We start from the raw sequence: 24963 nt of genomic DNA, 5'->3' as shown, positions 1-24963 counted from the left end.
TAGTGAGTTGCATCGGAGCGGGCGAGCTCCCGGGAGGGGCGTATTGGCGATCGTCCCCGAGAGGGCTCCACGATTGGCAGGAGTGGGGTAGCGGATTGCTTCACCGGCGAGAGATTCCTACGCTGGGCAGCGGAGATGCCGATGCGCCCGATCGAAACGGACATTCCCGGTGCCCCGCGGGTTCCGGATGAGCAGCTCGAGAAGTATTCGTCTGCCGCGACGCTCTCGGACATGGAGATCTTCGTGTTTCCGGAGCTACTCTATTCGCTGGTGCTGGCGAACCTCATGTCGCCGCGCGTATGGAGCTGGCGGGAGGATCCCTGGTTTCAGCATCGCGAGCGTTTGACGCCGTACCGGCGGGTGCTGCGACTGCGGCAGTTCATCATGGACCGCTTCGAGTTCAATCTCGACCTCGACACATGGGGGTTGACCACACAGGCGAGGGAGCTGGCGCGCTTCCGCCGCTACATGGATGAGGAAACGATCGCGCGCAGCAACGCGCTGTTCGGTTACGAGGGTGACCGGTACTACTTCGATCTCGACATCCGTCGGCACTTCGGGCTCGACAAGTACTCCAGCGACACGATTCCGTATTGGAAAACGGAGACGGTCGAGGCGATGGAGGCATTTCGGTATCGGCCTGGCTACACGAAAGGGGCCGGCGAATGCGTGTCGCTCTCGACGCTGTATGTGGCGGGGCTGTTCCTGATCTGTGGCGTGCCGCTGGAGGACATTTTTTTGATGGGGACGCCGCTGCACTCGCAGAACTTCGTGCTGCTGGGCGACGGGCTGCTGACGAACAACCGGCGGGTCGTCACGCGCGCGATGTGGTTCAACGGCACCGAACTCACGCGGAAGGCCCAGCGTGCGCTGCGGCACGAACAAGTGACGGTGGTGGCGCACTGCAGCGGGTGGATTCACTGCGTGTATCCGGAGGCGACGATGGACGAGGCGGAGTACCGCCGCTTCGCGGCGGCGCTGCGGGCCTTCCTGCACACCGACATCACGATGGAGGTGCTGCTGAACTTCTTGCGGGAAGCGCCCGAACGGCAGACCTGCTTTCAACTCCGGCACACACGGCACGGCCGCACGGTGTACCTGCCCGCGGAGACCGCGTACCGATACGAGGCGTCGTCGTCGTGCCGGATCAGCGATCGGACGCGCGAATCGTTGCTGGCAGAGATTGAGGACGACGAGTTCTTCCCCGAGCCGCTGCCGGACCGGGTGTTGCTCGACGACGTGGAGGCGGCGTTCCGTGGGCAGTCGGTGGACCCGACTGACGCGGAGGCGGTGCGGCGGCTGATCGGGCGGATTGGCTGCCGCCGTTTTCAGGCACAGCGAGCGATCGAGGAACTCGTCGCCTTTGCGCATGTGGAGCCCCGGCTGCCCGACCGAGCGGGAGAGCCGAAGCGATGGGTGGGGGGGCCTGGGATCCGTCTGCGCCCCGAGATGAGCCGCGAGGAGCTCTGCGCGGAGATCGCGCGGCTACGGGCTACGCATCCTATCGCGGACTTGGCGTTCTACGCCTACCGGGACCTCTCCACGACGGACTGGCGGCCGTTCGTGAAGGCGGCCATTGAACGCAGCCCGGTCTCGATTGCAGGCGCGCGCGAGCTGGACGACGAATCGGTGGTGGAACGTCTTCGTTTGCTGCCGGACGAGTCCATCTACGACGGGGCACGCTGCGCACAGCCAGACGAGGTTTGGAACTTCGGCCGCGGGGACGGGTTCGAGAAAGCGCTGTGTGCGGCGAACATCCTTTACGCACGTCATCCGGATGCCGCATTTGAGATTGAAGTGGAACCGGACTGCGTCCGGCTCACTGTGGACGGCGTCACGACAGTATGGCCTTCCCGGAAAGGGTTGCGCGGACGAATCCGGTTCTGAGATGGCCGCGTGGGCGGTGGTCAAAACGGGCGACGCCGCGGGATCTCCCCGCGGCGTCGTATCTCAACGCGATCGACTCCGGAGCGGATCAGAAGCGGTTCTCGTACCTCCGGCCTCCGCCTCCCGACTCGCGCCCGTAACCGCCCCCTTCGCGGCGAGGCGGCCGATCCTCGCGCGGACGCGCCTCGTTCACCTTAATCGGCCGGCCCAGCAAATCGCTGTCGTTCAATGCCTGGATGGCCCGCAGCGCCTCTTCCCGGTTCGGCATTTCCACAAAGCCGAACCCACGGGAGCGCCCGGTGGTCCGGTCCACAATGACGTTCGCGGACGTGACCTGGCCAAACCGGGCGAACGCCGCGCGAAGATCCTCATCCCCCGCCTGGTAGGAGAGGTTGCCCACGAATATATTCATTCCTCTGTCGCTTTCCTCGACTGTCGGCCGCCTTACCGTCACTCTCTTCGGCGCGTGCTGCGGGGCCCGCGGCCCGAACCGACGCAACCGCCACCGTTGAGCAGACTACCTCAACTGCCACCCGAGGTGCAACCCTCGCGCGCCGCGGTGGGGCGTCCCTCCGGCGCGGCCGGCGGGGTCGCCACGCGCTCCACCGCCAATCCGCGCAGGTACGCCAGCTTCGCGAGCGAGCCCGCCCGATGGCCAACGCCGATTGCGCAGTGGTGGGCGGGACCCGCAGCGGACCACGCCTGAACGAATTGTCGTGCGCCGATCGCGAAACGGTAGCGGCTATTTGTGTTGCCGATCTGCAGCGTCGGGCCGGGCACCGATTCGCCTTCCGCGATCAGTAGGCCCGCCCCGGCCTCGCCGCGCTCCACCACGGACAAGAGCGTCACCGGGCCGTGCCGGACGGTCATTTGGATCGAGAGGCCGCGGCCCGGTTTGCCGTGGTACACCGGCAGCGGCACCAGTCCCACCCGGCCCTCCGCAATCGCAAAATGAGCAGGGCCGTCATGTCCCAGCAGCACCACGTCATCCACGAAGTCCATCAGGTAAAACTCCGAGAAGGAGCCGCCCGCGTCGAGCGCGTCGAGCAGTTTCATCGCGATCGCGTTTTTGATCTCGCACTCGCCCGCCGCCGGCACGTGCCGGCCCGTGAGCAGAGTGAGTCCCGGAATCAGCGACGTGACGACCTCCTGGTAGGGGTGCCCTTCGACGCCCTCGTAGTAGTAGGCCAACGCACCGAGCTGATGGGCCTCGACGAGTCGGTCCAGCGCCACCGCCGTCCTTGCCGCGCGGTCGAGTTCCGCACGGGCGCACTCGGGCGAGACGTCGAACTCCCGGCGGAACTCTGCGATTTTGGCTCGGACCTCGGCGGCGCGCACGCCTTCGCGCAGCGCATGCAGTTCGCACATCTCGAGCAGCTCAAAGTGACATCCGAACGCGGCAGAGAGGCGCGTCAGGTCGCTGTAGACGTCGAGCATTCCACCGTAGTAGTGCCCGAGCACGCCGATGCGAGTGGCCCGCAGCGTGCGCGCCAGCGCCGCCGCGTCCACCCATTCGCCGATCTCGCGCCAGACGAGGGGCTCCTCGAGCACGCCGGTGATCATCTGAAATGGGATGCCCGCACGGCGGAACACGCACGCGATCTCGGGGCAGGCACAGGCCTGGCAGTGTTCGAGCCAGGCGCCGGTCATGCGGCCACGGTCGCCCAGCGAATTCAATACGGCATAGTCGAGCTGTGGTACCGGCTGCAGGTTGAGTACAACGATCGGCGCGCCGGCCTGCTGTGCGACGGGCAGCACCGTGGACGAAAGCGCATAGGTCGAGACGTAGAGGAAGACGAGATCCACCTCGCCGCGTCGCAGCGTGGCGGCCGCAGCGCGGGCGGCGTTGGGCGAGTCGACCAGACCGGCGTCCACGACGACTGCGCCGCAGTCCCTCAATCGCGCCGCAATCCGTCGCTGATAGCCGGTGAGACGTTCGTGAAGTCCCTCGAACTGGCCCCAGTAGGTGTCCAGACCGATGCCGAACAGTCCAATTCGAGGCGTGCACGCTGTGGGTGCGGCGCTCCGTTTCCTCGGCTCGCTCCTCACCGCAATACCTCCACCTGCTGGCCGCCGTCCGTGCTGAGGTGTGCCGCCGACAATAGCAACGGGCGGTTCCCTCCGCAATGGGGACGGGGACGTCCGGGGGCGGCCAACGGCGGAAAGACCGCGATCTACAGGACGGTCTTGCGCGTCAGCTGACAGAGCGCGCGGTACATCTTCTCCGGCGTGGCGGCGTCGAGCAGCTTCTCGCGCGCTTCCGCCTCCTGGAAGGTGCGCGTGAGGCCCGCGAGCAGACGCAGATAGAACGCGCTGGCAGCGGACGGAATCACGACGAAGAAGATGATTCGCGTCAGCGTGCGCTGCGAGGGCTCGAACCGCAACCCGCGGCGGCTCAGCGCCACCGCGACGGTCAGGCCGCCGCCCTCGACGCCGCGGGCGTGCGGGAATGCGATGCCGTGTTCCATCGCGGTGCAGGCGATGGCTTCGCGCCGCAGCGCGGCTTCCGCGAGGCTTTCCCCGCTGGTGACGAAGCCTTGGCGCTCCAGTTGCAGGCAGATTTCGCGGATCGCGGAGTCGCGATCGCTCGCGGTCAGCTCGGGCATCATCAGCTCTGGCGAGGTGTAGCGCGCGATGCCCACGCGCACGCCCGCCGCACCCGCGCGCTTGTCCGGCAGGCGGCGCGGTGCGGAGCTGTCGAGGTTGTACAGCAGCCGCGCACATGTCGGACAGGTGTGCAGCGCGGTCGCCGCGTGAATCGCGTGGACCTCGCTGATCGGAATCACCATTCCACAGCCGCCGCACACGTTGTTCACCATGGGCACGATCGCGGGCGGGCTGCGCTGCTGCAGGCGGCGGAACCGGTGAGCGTATTCGGCGGGGATGCCGGCCAGCATCCGTTCGATCGCGGCGTCCAGCTCGCTGAGTCGTTCCCGCCCCGCCAGCATCTCCTGCTGTGCGCGGGCCTCAAAAAGTTCCTGCAATTGGATCAGGTCATTGATCAGTTTTTTCATTGCAAATCCGGCGTTCATACGCGGGTGGTCTCCGCGGTCCGGCCGCACTGAGTATAGAGGTGGCCGTGCAGGAATGCGAACGGGTGCGGGCCGGATCGGCAAGGATGAAGTTCGGTTCTGTGTCGGTTGGGCAGGGGGGGCAGGTTGCACGCGCCGAGGAATTGACAGAGTGATGGGCCAGCAGCAAACTGCGCCGATGAACCCTGTGTGTGCGAAGGGCGAAGAAGAGCGCTTGAGGTGCGGTGAAAATCGCCCATGCGCTTGACACCTCGGCGGCGCGGGGTACATGATATGGTGGCACACAGGAGAACGACCATGAACATGCGGTGGGTCGCAATCGGGGTCGGCGTCGGGGTGGCGGGGGCGGCGCTTGCGCAAACCAACGTGTACAGCAAGAACGCGGTGGGCGTGATCCGGATTGACGTACCCACGAACCGGTGGACGCTCATCTCCTACCAGCTAAATCCATTGAACACTTCCAATCGGGTGGGGGACGTGCTGGGCACGAATGGGATTCCGGATGGCACCGTTGTGCTGCTGTTCAATGGTGTCCAATACGTCGGCGAGGAGTATCTGGAGGGCGAAGGTTGGCTGCCAGGCACGAATGTCTTGCAACGGGGGATTGGGTTCTGGATCCGGGCTCCGGTCGGATTTCCGCTCTACCTTACCGGCGAAGTGCCTGCGGAAACCAACACTGCCGTCAACATCGGCGCAGGCTATCGTTTGATTTCGTTCCCCTATCCTGTCGAGGTGGACATCACCAACAGCGTGCTGAACGTTGTCGCGGAGGACGGTGACGCGATTCTCCGGTTCACGGGCAGCGGGTATCAGGCCGCCGAATACATCGAGGGTGATGGGTGGATGCCAGGCAACTTCAAGCTCCGAGTGGGCGAATCGTATTGGTACAAATCGGGATCGTCGAAAGTCTGGAATGAGCCGAAGAACAAGCACTATACTTATCCGTAGCCAGCTCGGTTTGAGCTCGCGGGAGGCCATCTGATGACGATACGAGGGTTGTCGTGTGTGGTGGCATTGGCCATCGCGGGAGCGAGCGAGGCTGGTATCCGGATTAATTGGAACAGCCCGGCGAATACGTTTTATCAGCAAAATGGGGTGACGTTGATTCCCAATCAAAGCCTGTTTTTCGCGTTCTGGAGCCCGGACACGACGATGGGGGTCAACCCCGCCAGCCTTGAGAATCCGACGGGCGGCGATATCTTTCTGGGCGCTCGGAACATGAACCTTCTGGGCACCTCAAGCGGTCGAATCACCGGTTACGCGAGTGGTGACTACTTCCAGGAGTCGTCGTATAGTCTTCCCCCCGACGCGTTTGTGCCGGGTTACGTGTATATTGTCTTCTTCAACTTCCCTTACAGTTCATACATGGGGCCGGGCAGCATTCCGCTCGGAACGCATTTTGGCGTTGCGCCACTGACCCCGTTCGGGGGATTGTCAGATGCGGATCCCAGCGGTGGTCCGCCGCCGCCGCCTGACGTTGTGAACTACGGGGGGATATCGTATATGGCGTCGCAGTCGCTGATTCCGGAGCCGTCGGCGGCGGTGATGGTGCTGGTGGGGGCGGGCGCCGCGATTTGGTTCCGCCGGCGCCGGATGGAAAACGCCTAAGGAACGAGAACTCGTTTATCCGAGGGTTTGGGTGGAACCCCGGCGGCATCAATCGCCGGGGTTCGCATTTTCTCCGGCTTTCAGGCGGGCGGCAGCGTCGAGCGTGTGCTCGAGCGCCTCCGCCGTGAGCGGCTTTCGCAGGTAGGCGAGAGCGCCGGCCCGGCGGCCCTCCGTAATGCGAGCGAGATCTGCGAACCCGCCCATCAGGGCCACCGGGCAGGGGCGGCCGAACTCGATGACCTGTCGCAGAAGGTCGACGCCGTCGGTGGGTTCACCGAGCACAAGGTCCGCCAGCACCAGATCGTAGGGGGCGCCACCGCCGCAGCGCTCGCTGATTTTCCGGAGTGCAGTGGCCGAGGAGTCGGCCTCGTCGGGCTCGCAGTTCAAGGAGCGCAGCAGCTCCACCGCGTGGCGACGATGGTGGGGTGCGTCGTCCACCACCAATACGCGCCATCGCGGCCGCGCGGAGGTGCCCTGTGCGGAGCCGGAGTCCGGCCCGGGACGCGGCGCGGATGAGGCGGCCAACGGGAAAAGGAGCCGCACCTCGGTGCCGGCGGGTGACGGCGTCAACCGCACGAGAGACAGTCCGCGATGCGCCCGCATGCAAAGCAGGATTCGCGTCAGCGCGAAGCCGTCGCCGGAGATCACCGATTTGACGGCGTAGGGCTCGAAGAAGTGGTCCAGCTCTTCGTCCGTGAGTCGGGCGGACGTGTGCAGGTGAACCACACCGTAGTTTCCGCTGGCTCCCTGCACCAGATGCCCCCAAGGCTGCACGTGTTCTTCTTCGACAATGGCGATTGCGAGGCGGCCTCCAGAGGGCAATGCGCGCAGCATCGCGGCGACCAGCGGGCTGAGCGCGGCGCGGAACAGCGCGGGGTGGCCGCTGGTGCGGACCGGCGAGGGCGCGCGGTCCACTTCCAGAATCACGCCCGGACGTGCGGAACGCAGATGGTGAATCACCGGCGCATCGAGGGCGGCGTAAAGCGCGTCGCACAGATCGAACGTCTCCGGGGTCTCCGGGGGAGCCGTGACTACGCTGCGCAGCGTCTGCAGGCGGTCCAGCCCGGCATTGAGCGCTTCCCGCCATTCCGGCGGCCAGGCGTGGACAAGCTCTGCGGGCAGACCTTCCAACAGTCGGATCAGCCCTTGCAGGTCGGCGGCCAATCCGCGAGCAAGGCGGAGCGCGGCTTCAAACCTTTCGATCCGCACCGCGCGGGTTTCCCGAATGGTGGCTTCTTGCCGCGCCGCCTCACGTTCCGCGGCAAGCCGATGGCGCAGCCGCGCTGCGGCGATCGCCGCCTCAACGCGCTGCGCGATTTCGTCCGGGCGGGCTGGTTTTTGGATGTAGTCGGCGGCGCCCTGGCGGAGCGCCTCCACCGCGTTGGCGGCGGTGCCGTGGCCGGTGAGGATCAACACCGGAATGTTCGGGTCGCGCGCGCGGATCCGGCGCAGCAGTTCGAGACCGTCCATTTCACCGAGGATCATGTCGGCGATGACGGCGTCGACCGGATCGCGGGCGAGCTGTTCCAGCGCCGCGGTGCCGGTGTTCGCGCCGCTGACCTGATAGCCGAGGTCCTCGAGGCTGGCCGCCAGGCCGGTCAGCACCAAATCATCATCGTCCACGATGAGCAGGCGGGTGGTCACGGCGCGTCACCTCGGGTCCGCAGAGTGTGCGATGGGCAGTTCAATGGAGAACGTGGTTCCGACGCCCGGGCGGCTGCGCACCTCGATGCGACCATTCCGCTGGCGCACCAGGGACTCCGCGACAGTCAGGCCCAGACCCGTGCCCTTCGCGCCTTTTGTGGTGAAAAAGGGGGTAAAGATCTTCGGCAGCAGCTCTTCCGGGATGCCACAGCCGGTGTCGCTGATGTGGAGCACCGCCCGATCACCGCGCACCTCGGCGCCGATGGTGATGGTGCCACCCTGCGGCATTGCGTCACGGGCGTTCATCAGCAGGTTGAGAAGGATTTGAATCAGCTCTCGGGCGGGCATCGCAAGGCGGACGTGCAGCTCGCGGGCCTCGAGACGCAGCACGACGCCGTTGCGTTGGAACTGATTCGCGAGGAGGTCTCGCACGAAGGCGATACCGTCGGCGAGCACGCAACTTTCTTCCGTCGACTCCGACGGTCCACCGAGCCACAGCAGCTCCTTGACCAACGAGGCGATCGTCTCGATGCCGCGTTCGATCATTTCGAGATTCTTTGCGCGCGGAAAATCTCGCGGCAGCGCACGGCGGACCGCGTCGAGGTGGCTCAACATGCCCTGCAGCGGATTGCTGATTTCGTGCGCGAGGCCTGCGGCGAGAACGCCGAGCGAGCTGAGCCGGTCGGCGCGCTCGAGCGCCGCCCGCTGGCGCGCCTGCATCGCCTCCAGCTCCGCGCGCATCTGGGCCTCGCGCGCCTCGTGCGGTTCGGTGATGTCCTTCACAAGTCCGTCGTAGCCGACCAGCCGGCCGTCCGCATCGCGGCGCGCGGCGACATGACTGCGGACCCATCGGATCGCGCCATCTTTTCGGCGCAGCCGGTGTTCGATGGGCTCTGCGGTGCCGGTGGCGAGCACCTGCGCGGACTGCCGCCGCACGAGGTCGCGGTCTTCCTCCGGCACCATTTCGATCCAGAGGTACGGATCGGCGGCATATTCTTCCGGCGTGTAGCCGGTCACCGCGAGGCAGCCGGGTCCGTGGTGCGTCGCGACGGGCCGGCCGTTGCGGAGCTCAACGGTGTAGACATAGTCGGTCACGCTCTCGAGCAGGCGTTTGTAGCGCTGTTCACTTTCCGACAACGCCGCCTCGGAGGCCCGTCGGCGCGCGTTTTCCTCCCGCAGGCGGCCGTTGACGATTTCGAGATCGCGCGTCCGGTCCGCGACCATGTCTTCGAGCCGCGCGCGGTACCGACCCAGCTCCTCTTCAGCCTCGTGGCGGCGGGTCACGTCGATGACGATGCCCTGGTAACCCACCACGCGGCCGGCCTCATCGCGTCGGATGATGCCCATTTCCTCGACGTAGCGGACTGGCCCGCCCGGTACGACGAAGCGGTATTCGAGGTCGTAGGTGTCGGCGCCCGAGTCCACCGCCGCAGCCAGCTCCGCGCGCACTCGATCGATGTCTTCCGGATGGACCAGCGCGGCGTAGGGCATGCGGCCGCTGAGCAGCTGCTCCGGTTCGATGCCGAAGCGCCTTACGTTGTCGCTCACGTGCACCACCGGCCAGTCGTCGCTAGGGCCCCACTCGAACACGACCGCGGGGCTCCGGTTCACGATCGCCATCAGCTGCGCGTAGTGCTGCGCGTGGGCCTGTGCCTCGGCCTGCGCGCGACGCTGTTCGGTGATGTCGCGGGAAATGCCGAACGTGCCGATCACGCGGCCGTCGGGTGCGATCAGGGGGTGCTTGACCGTCGAGACCCAGGTCTCCCGGCCGTCGGGCCAGGTTTCGCGCTCTTCCTTTCGGATCACGTCGCACTCGCGGCGGATGAGGCGCTGCTCGTCGGCGAGCGCCTCCTGCGCGTGCGGGGGGGCGAACAGGTCGGCGTCGGTACGGCCGATCAGTTCATCGGGCGATGATTTGCCGCACCACCGGGCCATGCTGCGGCTGACGAGCACGAAGCGGCTTTCGAGGTCTTTGAAGTAAATGTTGTCCTGTGAGTGCTCGAGCAGCGCGTCCAGGCAGAGATCTCGGGTTGGGCGGTCGGCCGGATTCATGGTGTGTCCACGCGTACCGCCGGCAGTATAGCACAGGCGTGTGTGCTGAAGGCGGCGGGGTGAGGGGATCGCGCGGGGGCACCGGCTGCCCGGTGCGGCTGGTCCTTGTGTTTACCGCTCGAGTTCGATCAGGTACAGCAGTGCTGGGACAGCGCCCAGCTCGAGGATGAACCGGTCCCCCTCGTGACGCACGGGCAGGGTGGCAGCGACAGGGGCGCCGGCGGCAGTGAGCGGCGTCGCCACAAGGTGGTGAGCGGCGAGCCCGATCAGCTCGATGTGGCCGCGGACGACCTCGATGTGAACCGGACCCCGGCCCCACTCAAGGATCGCGTTGCGCCGCTCATTCCAGCGCATGTCAGGGTGGCCGCTCCACGAGGTGGCGCCGAGAAGCAGCCGACGAGACGCCCCAAGCGGGTGGCGATCGAGCGAAACCAGAGTGACGGCCGCAAACGCGTTCTGAACGCGCGGGCGCAGATGGCGCGGGGCAGGACCGCCCTCCCGGAGATGGCCGATCACCGCCTGCGCGGCGGGTGAGTCCACCGTGACCACGCCGCGGCCCGCGGGCGCATCGAACCAGCCCAGCTCGCCGGTGTCGGAGATGATCCGTTCGGGCGGCGGAGGTGGCGGAGGGGCCTGCGTGGGAGCGTCGTCGTGACGCCAACGCGTCGCGTGGACGAGCGTCAGCGTGCGGTCCCAGCCGGGCGTGAACAACGGGCTCTCGCGGCGGTCCATCCGGAGCGCATCCAGCATCCAGTTTGTCGAATAGCACCGCACGAGCGTGCTCCGGGCCGGGGAGATTGCGCGGGCGTGCCACATCGCGGCGCCGACAACGAGGCTGGCGATTTTCATCGGATCGCGGCAGAGGTCGAAGTAGGACCGCGGTGCGATTCCGCCCTCCGAGGGCTCGGGGCGGCCGTGGTCCCACGTGTACCAGTAGACGCCGTCCCAGTCGTGCAACATCGCGTAGGCGGCGAGGATGGGTACCCCCTCGCAAGCGAACTCGTGGGGAAAAGGATGGTTCACCTCGGAGATCGTGAACGCGCGGCCGAACAGCGGCGTGCGGGCGAACTGGACGACCGTCGAATCGAACGGATCGTTCACCATTGGAGTGTTCGCGATGGTGGGGGGATCGGCGCGCACGTTGGGGTGCTGCCAGTAGCCGTGCCCGTCGATCCAGTCGAGCTCGGCGTTAGCGAGAATGTGCGCATAGGCTGCGAACCGGTCGTTGTGGTCGGCAGTGGCGACGACCGGCGGACGCACGCGCAGCTCCTCCTTCAACAGGCGCCGCATGTCGCGAAAGAAAGAGAGTTCGGTTTCGAAATAGAATCTCGCCTCGGTGCGGAAGCGCAGCGGGGAGGCGGATGCAAACTCGGCGGGGCGCAGACGCGGCACCGGGGCGTCGGCCGGGGCGCCCGCCTCCTGACGAAGACGGGCGAGTTCGGCTGGGGCGCAGTGCGCGCGGAGCCAGTTGTTGTACAGGGCGGTGAGCTCCTCGGCATAGGAGACGGGCAAGGGGGACCAGGTGTGCGGGTTGGTGACGGTCTGGCCCACGAGCCGACCGGTGACCCAGGCTTCCAGCAGCGAGTTTTCGTTGACCAGCTCGATCGTCGCGACCGCCGGCTCGGCGCGGTATTCGGCTCCGGTGTACGGATTCGAGTGGGTGAGGAGCTGGCGCGCAAACTCGTGCTGGAGCTCGATCAGACGCGGGTTGAAAAACGTCGCCCCTTTCGCGTAGTGCAGCTGCGGAGCGTCCCGCACGCCGTCAGCGGGGCGGTATCGACGTCCGGCGTTCAGGTTCAGGTTTACGTAGATGCCGCGTCGTTTCAGCTCGGCGACCAGACGATCCATCCGGTCGAGCGCGTGGGGATCGAGGCGGCGCGTGTCGGCGGCGCCCGGCACGAAGAGCACTCCGCCATCCAACATGTGAAAACGGACCGCGTTTACGCCCAGTCGTGCGAGGCGGTCAGCGAGCACGGCGGCGTGCTCGGGCTCCGGTGCGCAGGCCGCCCCGGTCAGATTCACGCCCCAGATGCGGAAGGGGGTGCCGTCCTCGAACGCGAGGTGGCCTTCGCGTTCGCGAAGGAAACCGTGGCGGCCGGCGGGAGGGTCGAGGTAACGTTCCAGGCCGAGCGCGCAGCGCGGCAACGAGGTCCAGTCCATCGGGAATGGGACGCGCTCGCTCGCGCAGGCGATGCCGGTGAGCAGCGGTGCGGCGACGAGGGACCATCGGTTCATCGGGATTACCTCCGGGGGGGATCACCGGCGGCGTCGAGGTAGACAGACTCGAGCCGTTCTCCGCGCGATAGCTCCAGGATGGGCACCTGCGCATCAAGCAGCGTGCGCAGGAGCACGGCGTGCACCAGCTCGGCGCGGTCGCGGCGCGGGTCGTAGCGAATGGTCAGCATGCGTTCCGCTGGGGCCCAGCCGACGACTGCGCCGGGCAGCGCGGCTTCCACCGCGGCGAGCGGCGGTTCTGCGCCCGGGCCGAGATGCACATGGACGCTGTCGAGCGCGCCGGTCAGCGAGGCGAGCGAGCCCGACCGAACCGCGCGCCCACGCTCGATGAAGGCGACCTCGTCGCAGAGCAGCTCGATCTCGTGCAGGTTGTGCGAGGAAATCACGATCGTCCGGCGGCCGCGCTGCGCGGCGAGGAACTCCCGCATGTGAGCGACCTCGCGCGGGTCGAGGCCGCTGAGGGGTTCGTCGAGCAGCACGATCTGCGGCATACCGATGAAGCACTGCGCGATCATCACGCGCTTGCGCATGCCATGGGAGAGGGTTCGCGCGGGCACGCGAGCGCGATCCGTGAGATGCACGAGTTCGAGCAGTCGGTCTGCTTCCGAAGCGGCAGCGCGCGCGGAGAGTCCCTGCAGTCGCCCCAGGAAGGCGAGGAACTCCCGCGGGCGGCTGTCGCGCGGCAGCTCAGAATCCTGCGGCAGCAGCGTCAGCCGGCCCGCGTGACGGCCGGGGTCGAACGGACCGCCGAAGGTGTCCACGGTGCCCTCGTCCGCGCGGGTCAGGCCCGCTGCAATGGCGAACGCGGTGGTCTTCCCCGCACCGTTGCTGCCGACGAGCCCGAAAATCGAACCAGCGGGCACCTCGAGCGAGAGACCGTCCAGCGCCCGCAGGCGGCGATAGTGTTTGACGACGCGGCGCCAAGCGATCGCGGTGCTCACAGGTCGCGCCTCCGGAACATTGCGTAGCCGGCGGAGAAGTACGCCAGACTCAACGCGACGAGGTGTACCACCGCCACCATCCAGTACGCGGGATCGAGCCGCCAGAGATTGAGCCGTTGATGCTGCGGCGTGAGCCAGCGCACAAGATGCCAGAGCTCACGCCCCCCCGGCCCCGCCCATCGGTCGCACATCCAGGACAGCACGCTCAGCGCCAGTGCGCCGAGCATCGCGACCGCGGTTGCCCGGCCCGCCGAGCGCAGGCAGTGCGAGACGGCCGTGGCCAGACCCACGTACACGAGCGAGTACACCCACGTTCGCATCGCGGTGAGGGTCATGCCGACGATCACCGCCACACCCTCCGTCGCGGCCATTCGCACGGTCGCGACGAGCCAGGCGCCCAGACCGCCGGCCAGCAGCGCCAGCCCCACGAGCACCGACTGGCCGAGCCACTTGCCCAAGCTCCATGCCAGCCGTGACGTGCGCTGGAGGGGGTAGCGGGCTGAGCCGGAACCGAGCTCCTCCGACACGCGTGTCGAGGCGATCAGTACCACCAACAGCGGCGTGTAGAAGAACGCGAGCCCGCCGTAGATCAGTACGATTGGCGGGGTGCCGATGAGGTCGTTCACCAGCGAGTCCTCGCCGACCGCGCGAGCGACCATCCGGCGGAATCGGTCGGATTTCCAGATCGAGGCGCTCACGGAGCCGGCCACCGCCGGCGCGTCCAGCTGCAATGCGCCGCTGAGTTCCTCTTCGACCTTCTGCAGTACGTTGATGGAGGAATTGGTTGTCAGTACGCCCATCGCGACGTACAGGATCAGCACCATCAGCGCACGGCGGCTGCGCAGCGCCTCGAGGAATTCGTAGCCGGTGACGACCGCGAGCGCTCGTACGAACGGGTTCACGGGCGCCCGCCTCGGTCCGCGCGGCGCAACGTGTCCTCGATGCTGAGGAGCGGCTCCGCGACGGCCGGATCGATCAGGTCGCCGAGATCGAGGCCGTCGGCGTTCTGCCGCCAACGGGGAAGCTGCCGGTCCATTTCGTCGTAGGTCAGCACGACGGCGTCAGAAAGATTGCGGATCATCCGGGCGCCGAGCTCCGGCGTGATGGGCGCGCCGCTCTGGACCGTCGCGGAGAACTTCTCGAAGTGGTCGCGCAGCCGCAGGTTCATCGCCTGCACGAGCACGTCGAATTTGGCGGCCTCCTCCGGCCCTAAACCGGCGCGAGCAAGGAAGTTGTTGCGTGCGATGTCCGAGCGTACCCGCCAGGCCTCGATTGCCTCGTTGAGGCGCTCGCGGAGCGGTCGCTCGTCACCCGGGCGCGGGCGCAGTTCGGAGAACGGCAAACGGCGGCGGGGGCGGTTCGTCGGCGCGGCGGCGGTGTCGGCGGCTGGTGCGGGGGCAGGGGCCCCGGCGGCCGCCGCATTGGTGGTGGCGATGGCGCGAGGTGATTCCGGGATGCGCATGAACTGCGTCAGTTGCGAGAGGGTCCCCCCCGGCCGCTGTCGCTGGCGCAGCTGCTGGCGCAACTCCTCAGTCTCCCGCTTCAGCCGTGCGGCTTCCCGCTGCGCGGGCCAAGCTCCGAACGCCATACCGATCACGAGCACGAGCGGCATCCAAATCAAACCCTTCATGGTGTGATTCTGCTCCGCGGAGCTGGCCGATTCTAGGCTGACCTGTGTTGAACTCAATGCGCTTCGAGAGGTGGTGAACGTCTGCGCTACGATGGCGCTGAAAAATGCTGGGGCGTGCCGCCGCGCGGTGGGCCGCAGAAGGAGGAGGGGGGCGAGGGTGGTCGCGTGGGTGGGTGGCCGGCAGCGGAACTAACGGCGGGGGGTGGCGAGACGGCCGGGGACGGGGCTCGCGAATTTTGGGAAGGTGGCCGGGGCGCTGGGCTCCGAGGGGTGGAATGGCAGGGTGGCGTGGCTGACCGATGCTTGAGCCGTTGTGCGATGACGGCCTATCATCGCAGGCGGCGCCGAGGTGGTTCGCCCCACGATGGCGCGAGGGGAGACGGGGATGCAGAGTACGGCTGCGGAGAACGGTTTGGCAGCACCGCCGCTGGTCGGCGTGGTGATGGGCAGCCGCTCGGACTGGGAGACGATGCGGCACGCGGCGGCGACGCTGCGAGAGCTGCAGATTCCCTATGAGGCGCGGGTGGTGTCCGCGCACCGCACACCGCTGTGGATGGCGGAGTATGGCCGCGAGGCGGAGCGGCGCGGTCTGCGCGTTTTGATTGCGGGGGCGGGTGGTGCGGCGCATCTGCCGGGCATGTTGGCGTCGCATACGATCTTGCCCGTGATCGGGGTGCCAGTGCAGACGCGCGCGCTGCAAGGGTTGGACTCGCTGCTGTCGATTGTGCAGATGCCGGCGGGTGTGCCGGTGGGCACCGTTGCGATTGGCGAGGCGGGCGCGCGCAATGCCGCGCTGCTGGCGGCCGCGATTCTCTCGTTGGGCGACCCGGCGCTGCGCGAACGCTGGCGCGCGTTTCGGGAGGCGCAGACGCGCGCGGTGCTGGAAAGCGGCCCGCTCGAGGAATGAGCTCGACCGTGGAGCCCGGCGCGACGATTGGAGTCGTTGGCGGCGGTCAGTTGGGGCGGATGATGGCGCTGGCCGCCGCGCGGCTGGGGTTCCGCGTGCGCGTGTTGGCGCCCGAAACCGACGCGCCGGCTGCGCAGGTTTCCGCCGAACATGTCTGCGCCCAGTACGAGGACCCGGCCGGACTCGAAAGGTTCGCGCGCGGGCTCGCTGCGGCAACGTACGAGTTTGAGAATCTCCCGTTGGGAGCGATGGCCGCACTGGCGGAACGTGTGCCGCTGCGGCCGTCGCCCTCGGTGCTGGCGATCGCGCAGCACCGGATCCGCGAGAAAGAGTTCTTGCAGCGGCATGGGATTCCGGTGACGCCATTCCGGCCGGTCTTCTGTAGCGAGGAGCTGCCGGCCGCCGCCGCTGCGCTGGGTGGCCGGGTCGTGGTGAAGACCAGCGAATGGGGATATGACGGGAAAGGACAGACGCTGTATGACGGCGGCGAGGATCCCGCGGCGGCGTGGCGACGACTTTCTCCCCGGGGCCCCTGCATCGCGGAACGCCTCATCGATCTGGCCGGTGAGTGTTCGGTGATCGCGGCGCGGGACGTTCGTGGCCAACTGGTGCTGCTGGGGCCGTTTCGCAATGTGCACAGCCGACACATCCTTGACACCACGACGTGGTCCGCGAACGACCATTCGCCCGAGGCCGCCACCGCTCGGGAGATCGCGCGCGCCGCGGCGGAGGCGTTGGACCTCACCGGTTTGCTCTGCGTGGAGATGTTCATCGCGACGGATGGTAGCATCATGGTGAATGAGCTCGCGCCACGTCCGCACAACTCCGGGCATCTGACGATTGAAGCGCTCTCGATCAGTCAGTTTGAGCTGCAGGCGCGATTGACGGCCGGGTGGCCGGCGGTCGAACCCTTGCCGCGCGCCCCGGCCGCCGCGATGGCGAATCTGCTGGGGGATCTGTGGGCGGCGGGCGAACCGCTCTGGCGGCGGGTGCTGGACGACCCGGCGGTCACCTTGCACCTCTACGGTAAGCGCGAGCCGCGCCCTGGCCGCAAGATGGGCCATCTGACGGTATTGGCCGATACGCCGACGGAGGCGCTGCGGCGGGTGGTGGAGGTGCGGCGAGCTCTGGTACCGCGGCAGTGAGCTGCCGCTCGCGGTCAGGTGGCGGGTCGGGCCAGGGCGCGGGCTGCGATGTCCCGCCGGTAGTGCGCGTCCGGAAAACGAATGCAGGCGACGGCGTCGTACGCGCGCTGAACCGCCTCGCGGATATCGGTGCCGAGCGCGGTGACACCCAGCACGCGTCCGCCGGCCGTCACGGGCCGGCCGTCGCGTAGCGCGGTGCCGGCGTGGAACACGATCACGCCGGGCAAACGCTCCGCCTCGGCGATTCCCTCGATCGGATCACCTTTTCGGTACGTGCCGGGATAACCGCCGGCGGCGAGCACCACGCACACGCACGCGTCGGGTCGCCACCGGATCGGCGCAGGGTCGAGACGGCCGAGCGCACAATCGAGCAGCGGCTGAAGAAACGGGCCTTCCCATCGTGGGAGGATCGCCTGGGTCTCGGGGGCGCCAAAGCGGCAATTGAACTCGAGCACCTTGGGCCCGTCGCGGGTGATCATCAACCCCGCGTAGAGCACGCCGCGATAGTCGATCCCGCGTCGTCGAAGTTCGCGGACGACCGGCTCGAAGATGCATGTGCGCAACCCCGCCGCCTCCGGGTCGGCGACAACCGGTGCGGGCGAGTAGGCGCCCATGCCGCCGGTGTTGGGGCCGCGGTCGCCATCTGCCAGTCGCTTGTGGTCCTGCGCGGACGGCAGCAGCACGATGCGCTCGCCATCCACCAGCGCGAGGACAGAGACCTCCTCGCCCACCAGCCGCTCCTCGACAAGAACCATCTCTCCCGCTTCGCCGAACACGCGGCGGTCGAGCGCCTCGCACACCGCCCGCTCCGCTTCCTCGACGGTGTCGCAGACGGTGACGCCCTTGCCGGCGGCCAGACCGTCCGCCTTGACCACCAACGGTGCGCCATGGCGTCGGATCCATGCGATCGCGTCGTCGGACCGCACGAACGTTTGGGCTCGGGCGGTGGGCACACCGGCGGCACCTAGAATTTCCTTGCAGAACGCTTTGCTGCCTTCAATTCGTGCGCCGTCGCGACCGGGGCCGAACACCGGGATGTGGAGAGCGCGCAGCTCGTCGGCGAGCCCCGCGCAGAGGGGCGCCTCGGGTCCCACGATGACGAGGTCCGGCTGCTCGCGCAGTGCCAAGTCTGTCAGGGCGGCGATGTCGGAGGCGTCCACGGGGACGTTTCGAGCAAGCCGGGCGGTGCCCGCGTTGCCGGGCGCGACAAGGATCTGGGGGCGTAACGGGTCGCGCGACAGTCGCCAGACCAGCGCGTGTTCGCGTCCACCGCCGCCGACCACCAACACCTTCATGGGTTGCTCTCCCATCGCGCCCTGCGCAGCGCAGGCGCCGCGCACTGATATCGGATGCCGCGGTGGGGATCAAGCCGTGCGGCTACTCATGCTAGACTGCGGCGATGCGGCTGCGGATCCCTTGGGCATGGACGGGCGACCTGGTGCGGTACGCGATGGCTGGCATCACGGCCGCGATCGCGGACCTGACGGTGTATGTGCTGCTGAACCATTTCGGCTGGCATCCGCTGGCCGCGCATCTGGTCAGCCGGCCGGTCGGCGGGCTGGTGAGTTTCTCGGTGAACCGATGGTGGACGTTCGGTGGACGCCGCTTCGCGTGGACTCTGGCGGGGCAGTTGTGGCGCTACGGGTTGGTCTGGGTGGGGGCGTATCTGACCACCGAGCTGCTGATCTGGATCTATCTTCGATGGATCCCTGACCGGCCGGTGACGGTGAAGGTGATGGCGGAGCTGACCGCCGGATTCATCGCGTTCTGGGTGCAGCGGCATTGGACCTACCGCGGCGAGCGCGCGCAGCCACGGCGATGATGTGCCGGCCCTGAAACCGCTCCCGCGGGGGGCTGCGGGCAACACCCGGAGGGTGCGCACCTCAGAGCTGGAGAGACAGCCCGTCCCACGGCACCTCAATACCGGGGGGTAGGCGGCGGCAGGTGGTCTCGTGCTCGAGCGCGTGGCAAATATGGGTGATGAACGATCGGCGGGCACCGATTCTGCGGAGCATCTCGACAGACTCCGAGAGGGTGAAGTGGGTCGGGTGCGGCTCATCCCGCAGGCCGTCGAGAATCATGAGGTCGAGATCGGACAACCGGGCGAGCGTCGAGTCGGGCAGCTGATTGCAGTCCGGGAAGTAGGCGGCACGGCGTCCGCCGCTTTCGAAGAGGAAGCCGTGGATCTCGAATGGGCCGTGTCGGCAGGGCAACGGCGTGATGTGCAGCGGGCCGATCTGAATGATGCCATCGGGGAACGGACATAGCGTCAGCGCTGGGCGGGTGGGGCCGATTGGTTCGCGCTCGAACGCATACGCGAATGCCCGCCGCACCACCGCCAGCGTGGCTTCGGCGCCGAAGATGGGCACGGGACCACCCTGGAGTTCGTTGAAGCGACGCAGGTCATCGAGCCCCATGATGTGGTCCGCGTGCGCGTGGGTGAGCAACACCGCATCAACGCGCCGGACGTCGCAGCGAAGACACTGGCGGCGAAATTCGGGGGTGGCGTCCACCACCACCGCATCGCCCGAGATCGCCTGAACATACAGGCTGCTCCGGTCCCGCTGGTTACGGGGATCGGGGGAGCGGCAGACGGTGCAGTCGCAACCGATCGCCGGCACGCCGTGCGAGGTGCCAGTGCCCAGAAAGGTCACGCGCATGATCCGGCTCCCACACGGGGTGGCGGCACACCCAGCGCGCGCGCCAGGCGCGTCCACTTCGCCGGGTCCAGTGCGTCTGGCCGGTCGGTCGGCGAGATGCCAAGACGCCGCCATCCGTCGTCGTGGTCGAGCTGTTCAGGGTGGAGATTCGCCCGCTCGAGCGCCCGGCGAAGCTGTTTGCGGCGTGCCCCGAACACGTCTTTGAGTCGGCGCACCAGCGGGGCGATCTCGACCGGATCACCAAGGGGTGCGTCACGCAGATCCATCCGCACGAGTGCCGACTCCACCTCGGGTGCGGGATGGAAACACGACGGCGGAATCACTCGGGGCCGAGAAATCTGGTAGAGGTGCTGTGCGACGATCGAGAGCAGACCGTACGAGGGAGCGCGTGGAATGGCGATGAGCCGCTCCACCACCTCGCGCTGCAGGGTCACCACCAACCGCCGGGGCGGGGGGTGCAGCTCGAACAACCGAATGAGAATGCGCGTGCCGACGGAGTAGGGGAGGTTCGCGACGACGACATCAAAACCCTCGCGGATCCATTGGCCGAGGTCCGCGTTCAGCGCGTCCGCACAGTAGAGGGCGAGGCGGGGCGAAGCTCCGAAGCGTTGGCGCAAAAGATCGACAAGCCGGCGGTCCACCTCGACGGCGGTGACCCGGCAGTGCTGGGCGAGCAACAGTTCGGTGAGCGCGCCGCAGCCCGGGCCGATCTCGAGCACGCCGTCGCCGGGGCAAAGTCCGGCGAGGCTCACTGCGACCCGCGCGATGTTCCCGTCCACGAGAAAGTTTTGGCCAAGTCGACGCGAGGGGCGGATGTTCGCCTCGGCGAGCCACCGTCGAACCTCCGTGGGACGGGTGGAGTTCATCGCGTTGCCCATGGATTGGGACGTGAAGCGAGCTCGGCGGCGACACGAATCGCCTCGAGCATCGACGAGGGGGATGCGATGCCACGGCCGGCGATGTCCATCGCGGTGCCGTGGTCCGGCGAGGTCCGCACGATCGGTAGTCCCAGCGTGAGGTTGACACCGGTGTCCATCGCGAGAGCTTTGAGGGGGCCGAGACCCTGGTCGTGATACATCGCGATCACCATTGCGTAACGATCGAGGCGGGCGAAGTGAAAGACCGAATCGGCGGGCAGCGGGCCCACCAGCGGCCAGCCTTTTCGGCGGCCTTCGCGCACCGCGGGCGCAATGATCCGCTGTTCCTCGGTGCCCAGCGCGCCACGATCGCCGGCATGAGGGTTGAGACCGCAAACGGCGATTTCGCCGCGCAGCCCGAGCCACTCGAGCGCTACGGCGGCGATGCGGAAGGTGGTCAGCAACCGCTGCCGGCTGATCATCCGCGGCACCGCGCGTAGCGGGAGGTGGCGAGTCGCGAGCAGCACGCGCAGGTTTCCGCCCACCAGCAGCATGCCCGCGTCGTCGCGACCGCACAGCCGTGCGAGATACTCGGTGTGACCGCCGGCGCGAAGTCCCGCCGCGGACCATGCTGCCTTGTGGATCGGCGCGGTGACGATGCCGGACCACCAGCCGCGGAGGACGCCGTCCGCGGCCGCGCGGACCCAGGCGGCGGACGCGCGGCCGGCCTCGGCGCAGACGCGGCCGGGGCGGCGGCGCACAGGGGGCGAATCGGGCGGCCTCCAGATTGACAGGCGCGTCCCAGGCGGACGTGTAGGGTCATCCGCGATGGGGGGCGGCGGGCAACCGAGTTCCGCCGCCGCCGCGCAGAGCACCTCGGGTTCGCCCACCACCACCGCACTCACGGCGCGCGGCCATCTTCGATCCCTCGCAGCCTTCAGCACAATTTCCGGGCCGATGCCGTTGGGATCGCCGAGCGTAATCGCGAGCAGGAGGCGGCTCATCTTCAGTCTCAGGGGCGGGTTTCCTGCAACACGCGAACGTAATGGCGGACCCGCAGCTCGCTCAACCATTCGTCCAGCCGCTGCTCGGTTTGCTGTTTGAGGAGTTCCCGTTCCAGTTCCGGCGCGACCTCTGTGAAGGGGCGCACGCGCGCTTCGCGTCGGGCCTCCAGGGCGACGAGATGGAATTCTTCCGGCAGTTCGATCACGGGGCTCACCTCGCCGGGACGCAGTGTCCGCACCGTGGCGGCGATCTCCGGCCGCAGTTCCGCAGGTTGGCGCCAGCCGAGGTCGCCGCCCTGCGCGGCGGCGGGCCCTTCGGAAAACTCTCGGGCAAGGTCGGCAAACGACTCGCCCCGGCGGACACGCTCGACGAGAGTTTCCGCGAGACGCCGCCGTGCCGCGGCCTCTTCCGGCGTCGCCCCTTTACGGAGCACCAGCAGCCGAATGCGGACCTGTTCGGGCTGCTGGTAGGAGGCCAATCGGGCGAGGTAAGCCGAATAAAGTTGCGCGGGCGGCACCGTTACCCGGTCGTTCACCTCTTGGCGCCGTAGCAGCATCACTCGCAGATCGTCCCGGATCTGACGGCGATATTCCTCGTAGGTGAGACCTTCCGCGGCGAGCGCGGCAAGCAGCGCGGCTCGCCCCCCCTCAAACCGTTCTCGCACGAGCTGGTTGATGTGGGCGTCCACCACCGCGTCGGGGAGGTCCAGTTTTCGTCGCTCGGCTTCGGCCAGGATGAGTTCGCGCTCGATCAACGCGCGCAGTCCGGCCTGGTAGTTGCGCTGGAGCGCCTCTTCCAGTTCGGGGCCGCTGAGGGTTTTTACCGCCTGTCGGTCCGCGCTCTGCGCATACCGCAGCACATCGCTGATCAGAATCGGCCGGTCGTTCACGAACGCCGCATAGCCATCCAGCAGCACGCGTTCGGATTTCTGCGCCGGGGCGACGGTGACACCGGCGAGCAGTCCGGCGGACAGGGTTGCGCAGATGCGGAGCAGCGCGAGCATGGTCGGAACTTCGTACTCCAGATCGGGGGCGGATTCAAACCGTGGCCGAAAGAGGTGGTGGGGCTTGGGGAGGTGGCGGAGGGGAGTGCGGGGGCAAAGTGGAGCCGCACGGGAGATGGAGGTCAGACAGTGATGCGCCAGACGGGGATGCCGAGGCGGCGGCGGGCGGTTTCGCCGGGCAGCCGCAGCGCGTGGCGCCAAGGCTCCTCGTCGCGGTCGGTGCGGGGGTGGCGGGGCAGAAACAGAGCGGTGCCGAGGGCGAGGCGGTGTTTGCCGTACAGTTCACGGACCGCGTCCATCACCCGCGAGGCAGCGGTCATCCGTTCGATGCGGGGGCGATCTTCGAAAAGTTCCGGCTGCTCGATATGGTCGGGTTCCAGTTCGCTGAGGACCACCATCGTGGCTCGGTAGGGCACGTTCGGTTCGTGGAGCTGGTCGAATAGGGTTCGCAGCGCGGGTAACGCGTCGTGGATGGCGGCGGTGGCACGATCGAACCGCGCGCCGGCGGCGCGCCGCCGGAAGTCCTGGCGCACCAGCACCGCCAGCAGCGAGCGGGCCCGGAGATGGTGGCGACGCAGTTTGATGAAGGCCGACTCGGCGTTGCGGATCAGGCGGGCGTAGATGAATTCACGGTCGATGGAAGGGGCGGTGAAGGTTTTGCCCTTGCTGATGGTGACCTGCGGTGGTTTGGGCGCCGTTTGGACGGGATAGACCAGATCGCCGCGGAGCTCGTTCCAAATGTCGAGGCCGATTTTTCCAAGGAGCCGTTGTGCCCAAGTAGCGGGTCGTCGAACGAAGTCCAGCGCGGTGCGCAGACCGTGTTTGTGCAACAGTGCCACCGTGTTGGGACCGAAGCCCCACACTTCCTCCAAGGGTCGGTCGGCGAGAAAGCGGTGGAGCTCGATGCCCGGGACAGCGGTCAGTCCGGCGGGTTTGCGGAGGTCTGAGGCGAGCTTGGCCAGACTCTTGGTGAGGCTCAGTCCGATGGAGACGGTGAGGCCGAGTTCATCGGCGATGGCAGTTTGGATGCGTCGCGCGATGCCGAGGTAGTCGTCCCGGAACAGACGGCGAAGGCCGGTGAGGTCTGCAAAGCCCTCGTCAATTGAGTGCTCCTCCACCATCGGCGTGAAACGGCGGACGATCTCAAACATTCGCAGCGACATCAGGCTGTAGGTCTCGTAGTCGCTGGGGAGCACGACCAGGTCGGGACAACGGCGGCGTGCTTCCCACAGTGGCAGACCGCGGCGGATGCCCAGCGCTTTGGCTTCATAGGAGGCGCAGGCGATGATGCCGCGCTCTTTGCCGGTGACGACGGGCCGGCCGCGGAGGGCGGGGTTGAGGGCTTGTTCGACAGAGGTGAAAAATGCGTCGCCGTCGAAATGGATGATTGCGTGCGGAAAGTCATCGAGCCGCCAGGGAGGGGGGAGGGATGAGAGGGCGGGGGGGTTCATCGTCTCAGCGATATTTTCGGATTACGGCACGGACCACGCCCCCGATGACCAGGGAACGGCGCGGTCGGATGGGGGAGTACTTGCGGTTGGCGGGATCCAATCGGACGCCCTCTTGGTCGCGGATGAAATACTTCAGGGTCCATTCGTCGTCCACTTGTGCAACGACGATGTCGTTGTTTTTGGGCTGGGCGCCGCGTTCCACCAGCACGAAATCACCGGGGTGGATACCTGCTTCGATCATCGAATCGCCGGTGACGGTCAGCAGAAATGTCGCTTCAGGACGGCGGATGAGAAATTCATCCAGGCTGAGAATGTCGGCGAGCTCCTCCTCGGCGGGGGAGGGAAATCCGGCGGCGACGGTGCCGAGCATGCGGAGGGTGCCCCGCAGTCGCACGGTGGGGGCGAGCTTGCCGGTGGAGTCTTTGCGGACGTAGCCGAGGCGGACGAGTCGTGTCCAGAGTCGGAACGCGGAGTGACTGGATCGGAATCTCATCAACTTCATCAGTTCTTGGTAACCGGGCAGGCGGCCGTTGGAACGGACGAACTCGCGCAGCCGCCGAAGCTTCTCGTCCCACTTCAATCGTCGAGTGGTCATCGTACTGACTCTCCATCTTGGCACCCGCGATGATACTTTAGTGAACGATCGTTCACTTTCAAGTCGGTATCGGTGGAGACGGCCTTGGGGGGCAGGGCAGGGGGCGGTGTGTGGGGATTGTGTGAGGGCAGGATCAGTAGGGACGGAGGTGGCGGAACAGTGGTGAGTTGGTAGGGACAGAGCTTTTTCTGGGAGGGGTGCGGAAATGGTGGGGGCTGGTGTCTTCTGTGGGGTTAGGGCCGGCCGATGGGTGCCATCGCCATCGGGGAGGTCCTCGGGAAGGAGACCTTTTATGCGAACAGCGCGGCAAC

General features: G+C 67.3%; 22 protein-coding genes. 6 read left to right on the top strand and 16 right to left on the bottom strand.

The window, feature by feature from the left end; translation table 11 throughout:
• Window positions 1-141: 141 nt before the first annotated feature.
• Window positions 142-1887 (top strand): hypothetical protein, encoded by a 1746-nt coding sequence (locus tag N2652_08450; protein MCX7819222.1) that lies wholly within the window; start codon window positions 142-144, stop codon window positions 1885-1887.
• Window positions 1888-1975: 88 nt separating this feature from the next.
• Here the strand turns inward: N2652_08450 and N2652_08445 are convergent, their stop codons facing one another.
• The 3 genes from N2652_08445 to N2652_08435 all read right to left on the bottom strand — a co-directional run bounded on the left by N2652_08445 (window position 1976) and on the right by N2652_08435 (window position 4901).
• On the bottom strand, window positions 1976-2299 hold the full coding sequence (locus N2652_08445) for an RNA-binding protein (GenBank protein ID MCX7819221.1): 324 nt from the start codon (window positions 2297-2299) through the stop codon (window positions 1976-1978).
• A 110-nt stretch (window positions 2300-2409) separates the two neighbouring features.
• Complete coding sequence (locus N2652_08440; GenBank protein ID MCX7819220.1) at window positions 2410-3936, bottom strand: L-fucose/L-arabinose isomerase family protein; 1527 nt, start codon at window positions 3934-3936, stop codon at window positions 2410-2412.
• Window positions 3937-4061: 125 nt separating this feature from the next.
• Complete coding sequence (locus N2652_08435; protein MCX7819219.1) at window positions 4062-4901, bottom strand: PTS sugar transporter subunit IIA; 840 nt, start codon at window positions 4899-4901, stop codon at window positions 4062-4064.
• A gap of 315 nt (window positions 4902-5216) precedes the next feature.
• Here N2652_08435 and N2652_08430 point away from each other — a divergent pair, with 315 nt between their 5' ends.
• Window positions 5217-5867 (top strand): hypothetical protein, encoded by a 651-nt coding sequence (locus N2652_08430; GenBank protein MCX7819218.1) that lies wholly within the window; start codon window positions 5217-5219, stop codon window positions 5865-5867.
• 33 nt (window positions 5868-5900) lie between these two features.
• Complete coding sequence (locus tag N2652_08425) at window positions 5901-6527, top strand: PEP-CTERM sorting domain-containing protein (protein ID MCX7819217.1); 627 nt, start codon at window positions 5901-5903, stop codon at window positions 6525-6527.
• Between the two features lie 48 nt (window positions 6528-6575).
• On the opposite strand, the gene N2652_08420 is transcribed toward N2652_08425, so the two are convergent.
• The 6 genes from N2652_08420 to N2652_08395 form a co-directional block, all read right to left on the bottom strand.
• Window positions 6576-8171 (bottom strand): response regulator, encoded by a 1596-nt coding sequence (locus tag N2652_08420; GenBank protein ID MCX7819216.1) that lies wholly within the window; start codon window positions 8169-8171, stop codon window positions 6576-6578.
• Window positions 8172-8177: 6 nt separating this feature from the next.
• Window positions 8178-10223: a PAS domain S-box protein gene (locus N2652_08415; GenBank protein ID MCX7819215.1), complete on the bottom strand. Its 2046-nt coding sequence runs from the start codon at window positions 10221-10223 to the stop codon at window positions 8178-8180.
• Window positions 10224-10334: 111 nt separating this feature from the next.
• Window positions 10335-12458, bottom strand: coding sequence for a hypothetical protein (locus tag N2652_08410; GenBank protein MCX7819214.1), 2124 nt, complete (start codon window positions 12456-12458; stop codon window positions 10335-10337).
• 5 nt (window positions 12459-12463) lie between these two features.
• Complete coding sequence (locus N2652_08405; protein ID MCX7819213.1) at window positions 12464-13399, bottom strand: ABC transporter ATP-binding protein; 936 nt, start codon at window positions 13397-13399, stop codon at window positions 12464-12466.
• A complete protein-coding gene (locus tag N2652_08400) occupies window positions 13396-14301 on the bottom strand; it encodes an ABC transporter permease subunit (protein MCX7819212.1) in 906 nt (301 codons plus the stop codon). The genes N2652_08405 and N2652_08400 overlap by 4 nt, the downstream gene beginning before the upstream one ends.
• Complete coding sequence (locus tag N2652_08395) at window positions 14298-15029, bottom strand: hypothetical protein (GenBank protein ID MCX7819211.1); 732 nt, start codon at window positions 15027-15029, stop codon at window positions 14298-14300. Before N2652_08395 ends, N2652_08400 begins: the two co-directional genes overlap by 4 nt.
• Before the next feature lie 385 nt (window positions 15030-15414).
• On the opposite strand from N2652_08395, the gene purE reads away from it, so the two are divergent.
• Complete coding sequence (purE, locus tag N2652_08390) at window positions 15415-15936, top strand: 5-(carboxyamino)imidazole ribonucleotide mutase (protein MCX7819210.1); 522 nt, start codon at window positions 15415-15417, stop codon at window positions 15934-15936.
• A complete protein-coding gene (locus tag N2652_08385) occupies window positions 15933-17081 on the top strand; it encodes a 5-(carboxyamino)imidazole ribonucleotide synthase (GenBank protein ID MCX7819209.1) in 1149 nt (382 codons plus the stop codon). The genes purE and N2652_08385 overlap by 4 nt, the downstream gene beginning before the upstream one ends.
• 14 nt (window positions 17082-17095) lie before the next feature.
• On the opposite strand, the gene purD is transcribed toward N2652_08385, so the two are convergent.
• Window positions 17096-18376, bottom strand: a complete 1281-nt coding sequence (gene purD / locus N2652_08380) for a phosphoribosylamine--glycine ligase (protein ID MCX7819208.1) — start codon at window positions 18374-18376, stop codon at window positions 17096-17098.
• A gap of 104 nt (window positions 18377-18480) precedes the next feature.
• Here purD and N2652_08375 point away from each other — a divergent pair, with 104 nt between their 5' ends.
• A complete protein-coding gene (locus tag N2652_08375; protein ID MCX7819207.1) occupies window positions 18481-18903 on the top strand; it encodes a GtrA family protein in 423 nt (140 codons plus the stop codon).
• Between the two features lie 61 nt (window positions 18904-18964).
• On the opposite strand, the gene N2652_08370 is transcribed toward N2652_08375, so the two are convergent.
• From N2652_08370 to lexA, 6 genes are all read right to left on the bottom strand, one after another.
• Complete coding sequence (locus N2652_08370) at window positions 18965-19741, bottom strand: MBL fold metallo-hydrolase (GenBank protein MCX7819206.1); 777 nt, start codon at window positions 19739-19741, stop codon at window positions 18965-18967.
• Complete coding sequence (rsmA, locus tag N2652_08365) at window positions 19732-20607, bottom strand: 16S rRNA (adenine(1518)-N(6)/adenine(1519)-N(6))-dimethyltransferase RsmA (protein MCX7819205.1); 876 nt, start codon at window positions 20605-20607, stop codon at window positions 19732-19734. Before rsmA ends, N2652_08370 begins: the two co-directional genes overlap by 10 nt.
• Window positions 20604-21602, bottom strand: coding sequence for a 4-hydroxythreonine-4-phosphate dehydrogenase PdxA (gene pdxA / locus N2652_08360; protein MCX7819204.1), 999 nt, complete (start codon window positions 21600-21602; stop codon window positions 20604-20606). Before pdxA ends, rsmA begins: the two co-directional genes overlap by 4 nt.
• 8 nt (window positions 21603-21610) lie before the next feature.
• Window positions 21611-22606: a peptidylprolyl isomerase gene (locus N2652_08355; GenBank protein MCX7819203.1), complete on the bottom strand. Its 996-nt coding sequence runs from the start codon at window positions 22604-22606 to the stop codon at window positions 21611-21613.
• Window positions 22607-22728: 122 nt separating this feature from the next.
• A complete protein-coding gene (locus N2652_08350) occupies window positions 22729-24057 on the bottom strand; it encodes a DNA polymerase IV (protein MCX7819202.1) in 1329 nt (442 codons plus the stop codon).
• A 4-nt stretch (window positions 24058-24061) separates the two neighbouring features.
• Window positions 24062-24652, bottom strand: a complete 591-nt coding sequence (gene lexA / locus N2652_08345) for a transcriptional repressor LexA (GenBank protein ID MCX7819201.1) — start codon at window positions 24650-24652, stop codon at window positions 24062-24064.
• Window positions 24653-24963 lie beyond the last annotated feature (311 nt).

The organism is Kiritimatiellia bacterium (assembly GCA_026417735.1).
GTDB lineage: Bacteria > Verrucomicrobiota > Kiritimatiellia > PWTM01 > PWTM01 > CAACVY01.
This window is presented reverse-complemented; position numbering and strand designations above follow the sequence as displayed.

What these genes read in the sequence shown, in the direction of transcription:
- N2652_08450 (MCX7819222.1), top strand. Translation starts at nt 142, where the DNA reads ATGCGCCCGATCGAAACGGACATTCCCGGTGCCCCGCGGGTTCCGGAT.
- N2652_08445 (MCX7819221.1), bottom strand. Translation starts at nt 2,299, where the DNA reads ATGAATATATTCGTGGGCAACCTCTCCTACCAGGCGGGGGATGAGGAT.
- N2652_08435 (MCX7819219.1), bottom strand. Translation starts at nt 4,901, where the DNA reads ATGAAAAAACTGATCAATGACCTGATCCAATTGCAGGAACTTTTTGAG.
- N2652_08430 (MCX7819218.1), top strand. Translation starts at nt 5,217, where the DNA reads ATGAACATGCGGTGGGTCGCAATCGGGGTCGGCGTCGGGGTGGCGGGG.
- N2652_08425 (MCX7819217.1), top strand. Translation starts at nt 5,901, where the DNA reads ATGACGATACGAGGGTTGTCGTGTGTGGTGGCATTGGCCATCGCGGGA.
- N2652_08415 (MCX7819215.1), bottom strand. Translation starts at nt 10,223, where the DNA reads ATGAATCCGGCCGACCGCCCAACCCGAGATCTCTGCCTGGACGCGCTG.
- N2652_08410 (MCX7819214.1), bottom strand. Translation starts at nt 12,458, where the DNA reads ATGAACCGATGGTCCCTCGTCGCCGCACCGCTGCTCACCGGCATCGCC.
- N2652_08395 (MCX7819211.1), bottom strand. Translation starts at nt 15,029, where the DNA reads ATGAAGGGTTTGATTTGGATGCCGCTCGTGCTCGTGATCGGTATGGCG.
- purE (MCX7819210.1), top strand. Translation starts at nt 15,415, where the DNA reads ATGCAGAGTACGGCTGCGGAGAACGGTTTGGCAGCACCGCCGCTGGTC.
- N2652_08385 (MCX7819209.1), top strand. Translation starts at nt 15,933, where the DNA reads ATGAGCTCGACCGTGGAGCCCGGCGCGACGATTGGAGTCGTTGGCGGC.
- purD (MCX7819208.1), bottom strand. Translation starts at nt 18,376, where the DNA reads ATGAAGGTGTTGGTGGTCGGCGGCGGTGGACGCGAACACGCGCTGGTC.
- N2652_08375 (MCX7819207.1), top strand. Translation starts at nt 18,481, where the DNA reads ATGCGGCTGCGGATCCCTTGGGCATGGACGGGCGACCTGGTGCGGTAC.
- N2652_08370 (MCX7819206.1), bottom strand. Translation starts at nt 19,741, where the DNA reads ATGCGCGTGACCTTTCTGGGCACTGGCACCTCGCACGGCGTGCCGGCG.
- rsmA (MCX7819205.1), bottom strand. Translation starts at nt 20,607, where the DNA reads ATGAACTCCACCCGTCCCACGGAGGTTCGACGGTGGCTCGCCGAGGCG.
- pdxA (MCX7819204.1), bottom strand. Translation starts at nt 21,602, where the DNA reads ATGAGCCGCCTCCTGCTCGCGATTACGCTCGGCGATCCCAACGGCATC.
- N2652_08355 (MCX7819203.1), bottom strand. Translation starts at nt 22,606, where the DNA reads ATGCTCGCGCTGCTCCGCATCTGCGCAACCCTGTCCGCCGGACTGCTC.
- N2652_08350 (MCX7819202.1), bottom strand. Translation starts at nt 24,057, where the DNA reads ATGAACCCCCCCGCCCTCTCATCCCTCCCCCCTCCCTGGCGGCTCGAT.
- lexA (MCX7819201.1), bottom strand. Translation starts at nt 24,652, where the DNA reads ATGACCACTCGACGATTGAAGTGGGACGAGAAGCTTCGGCGGCTGCGC.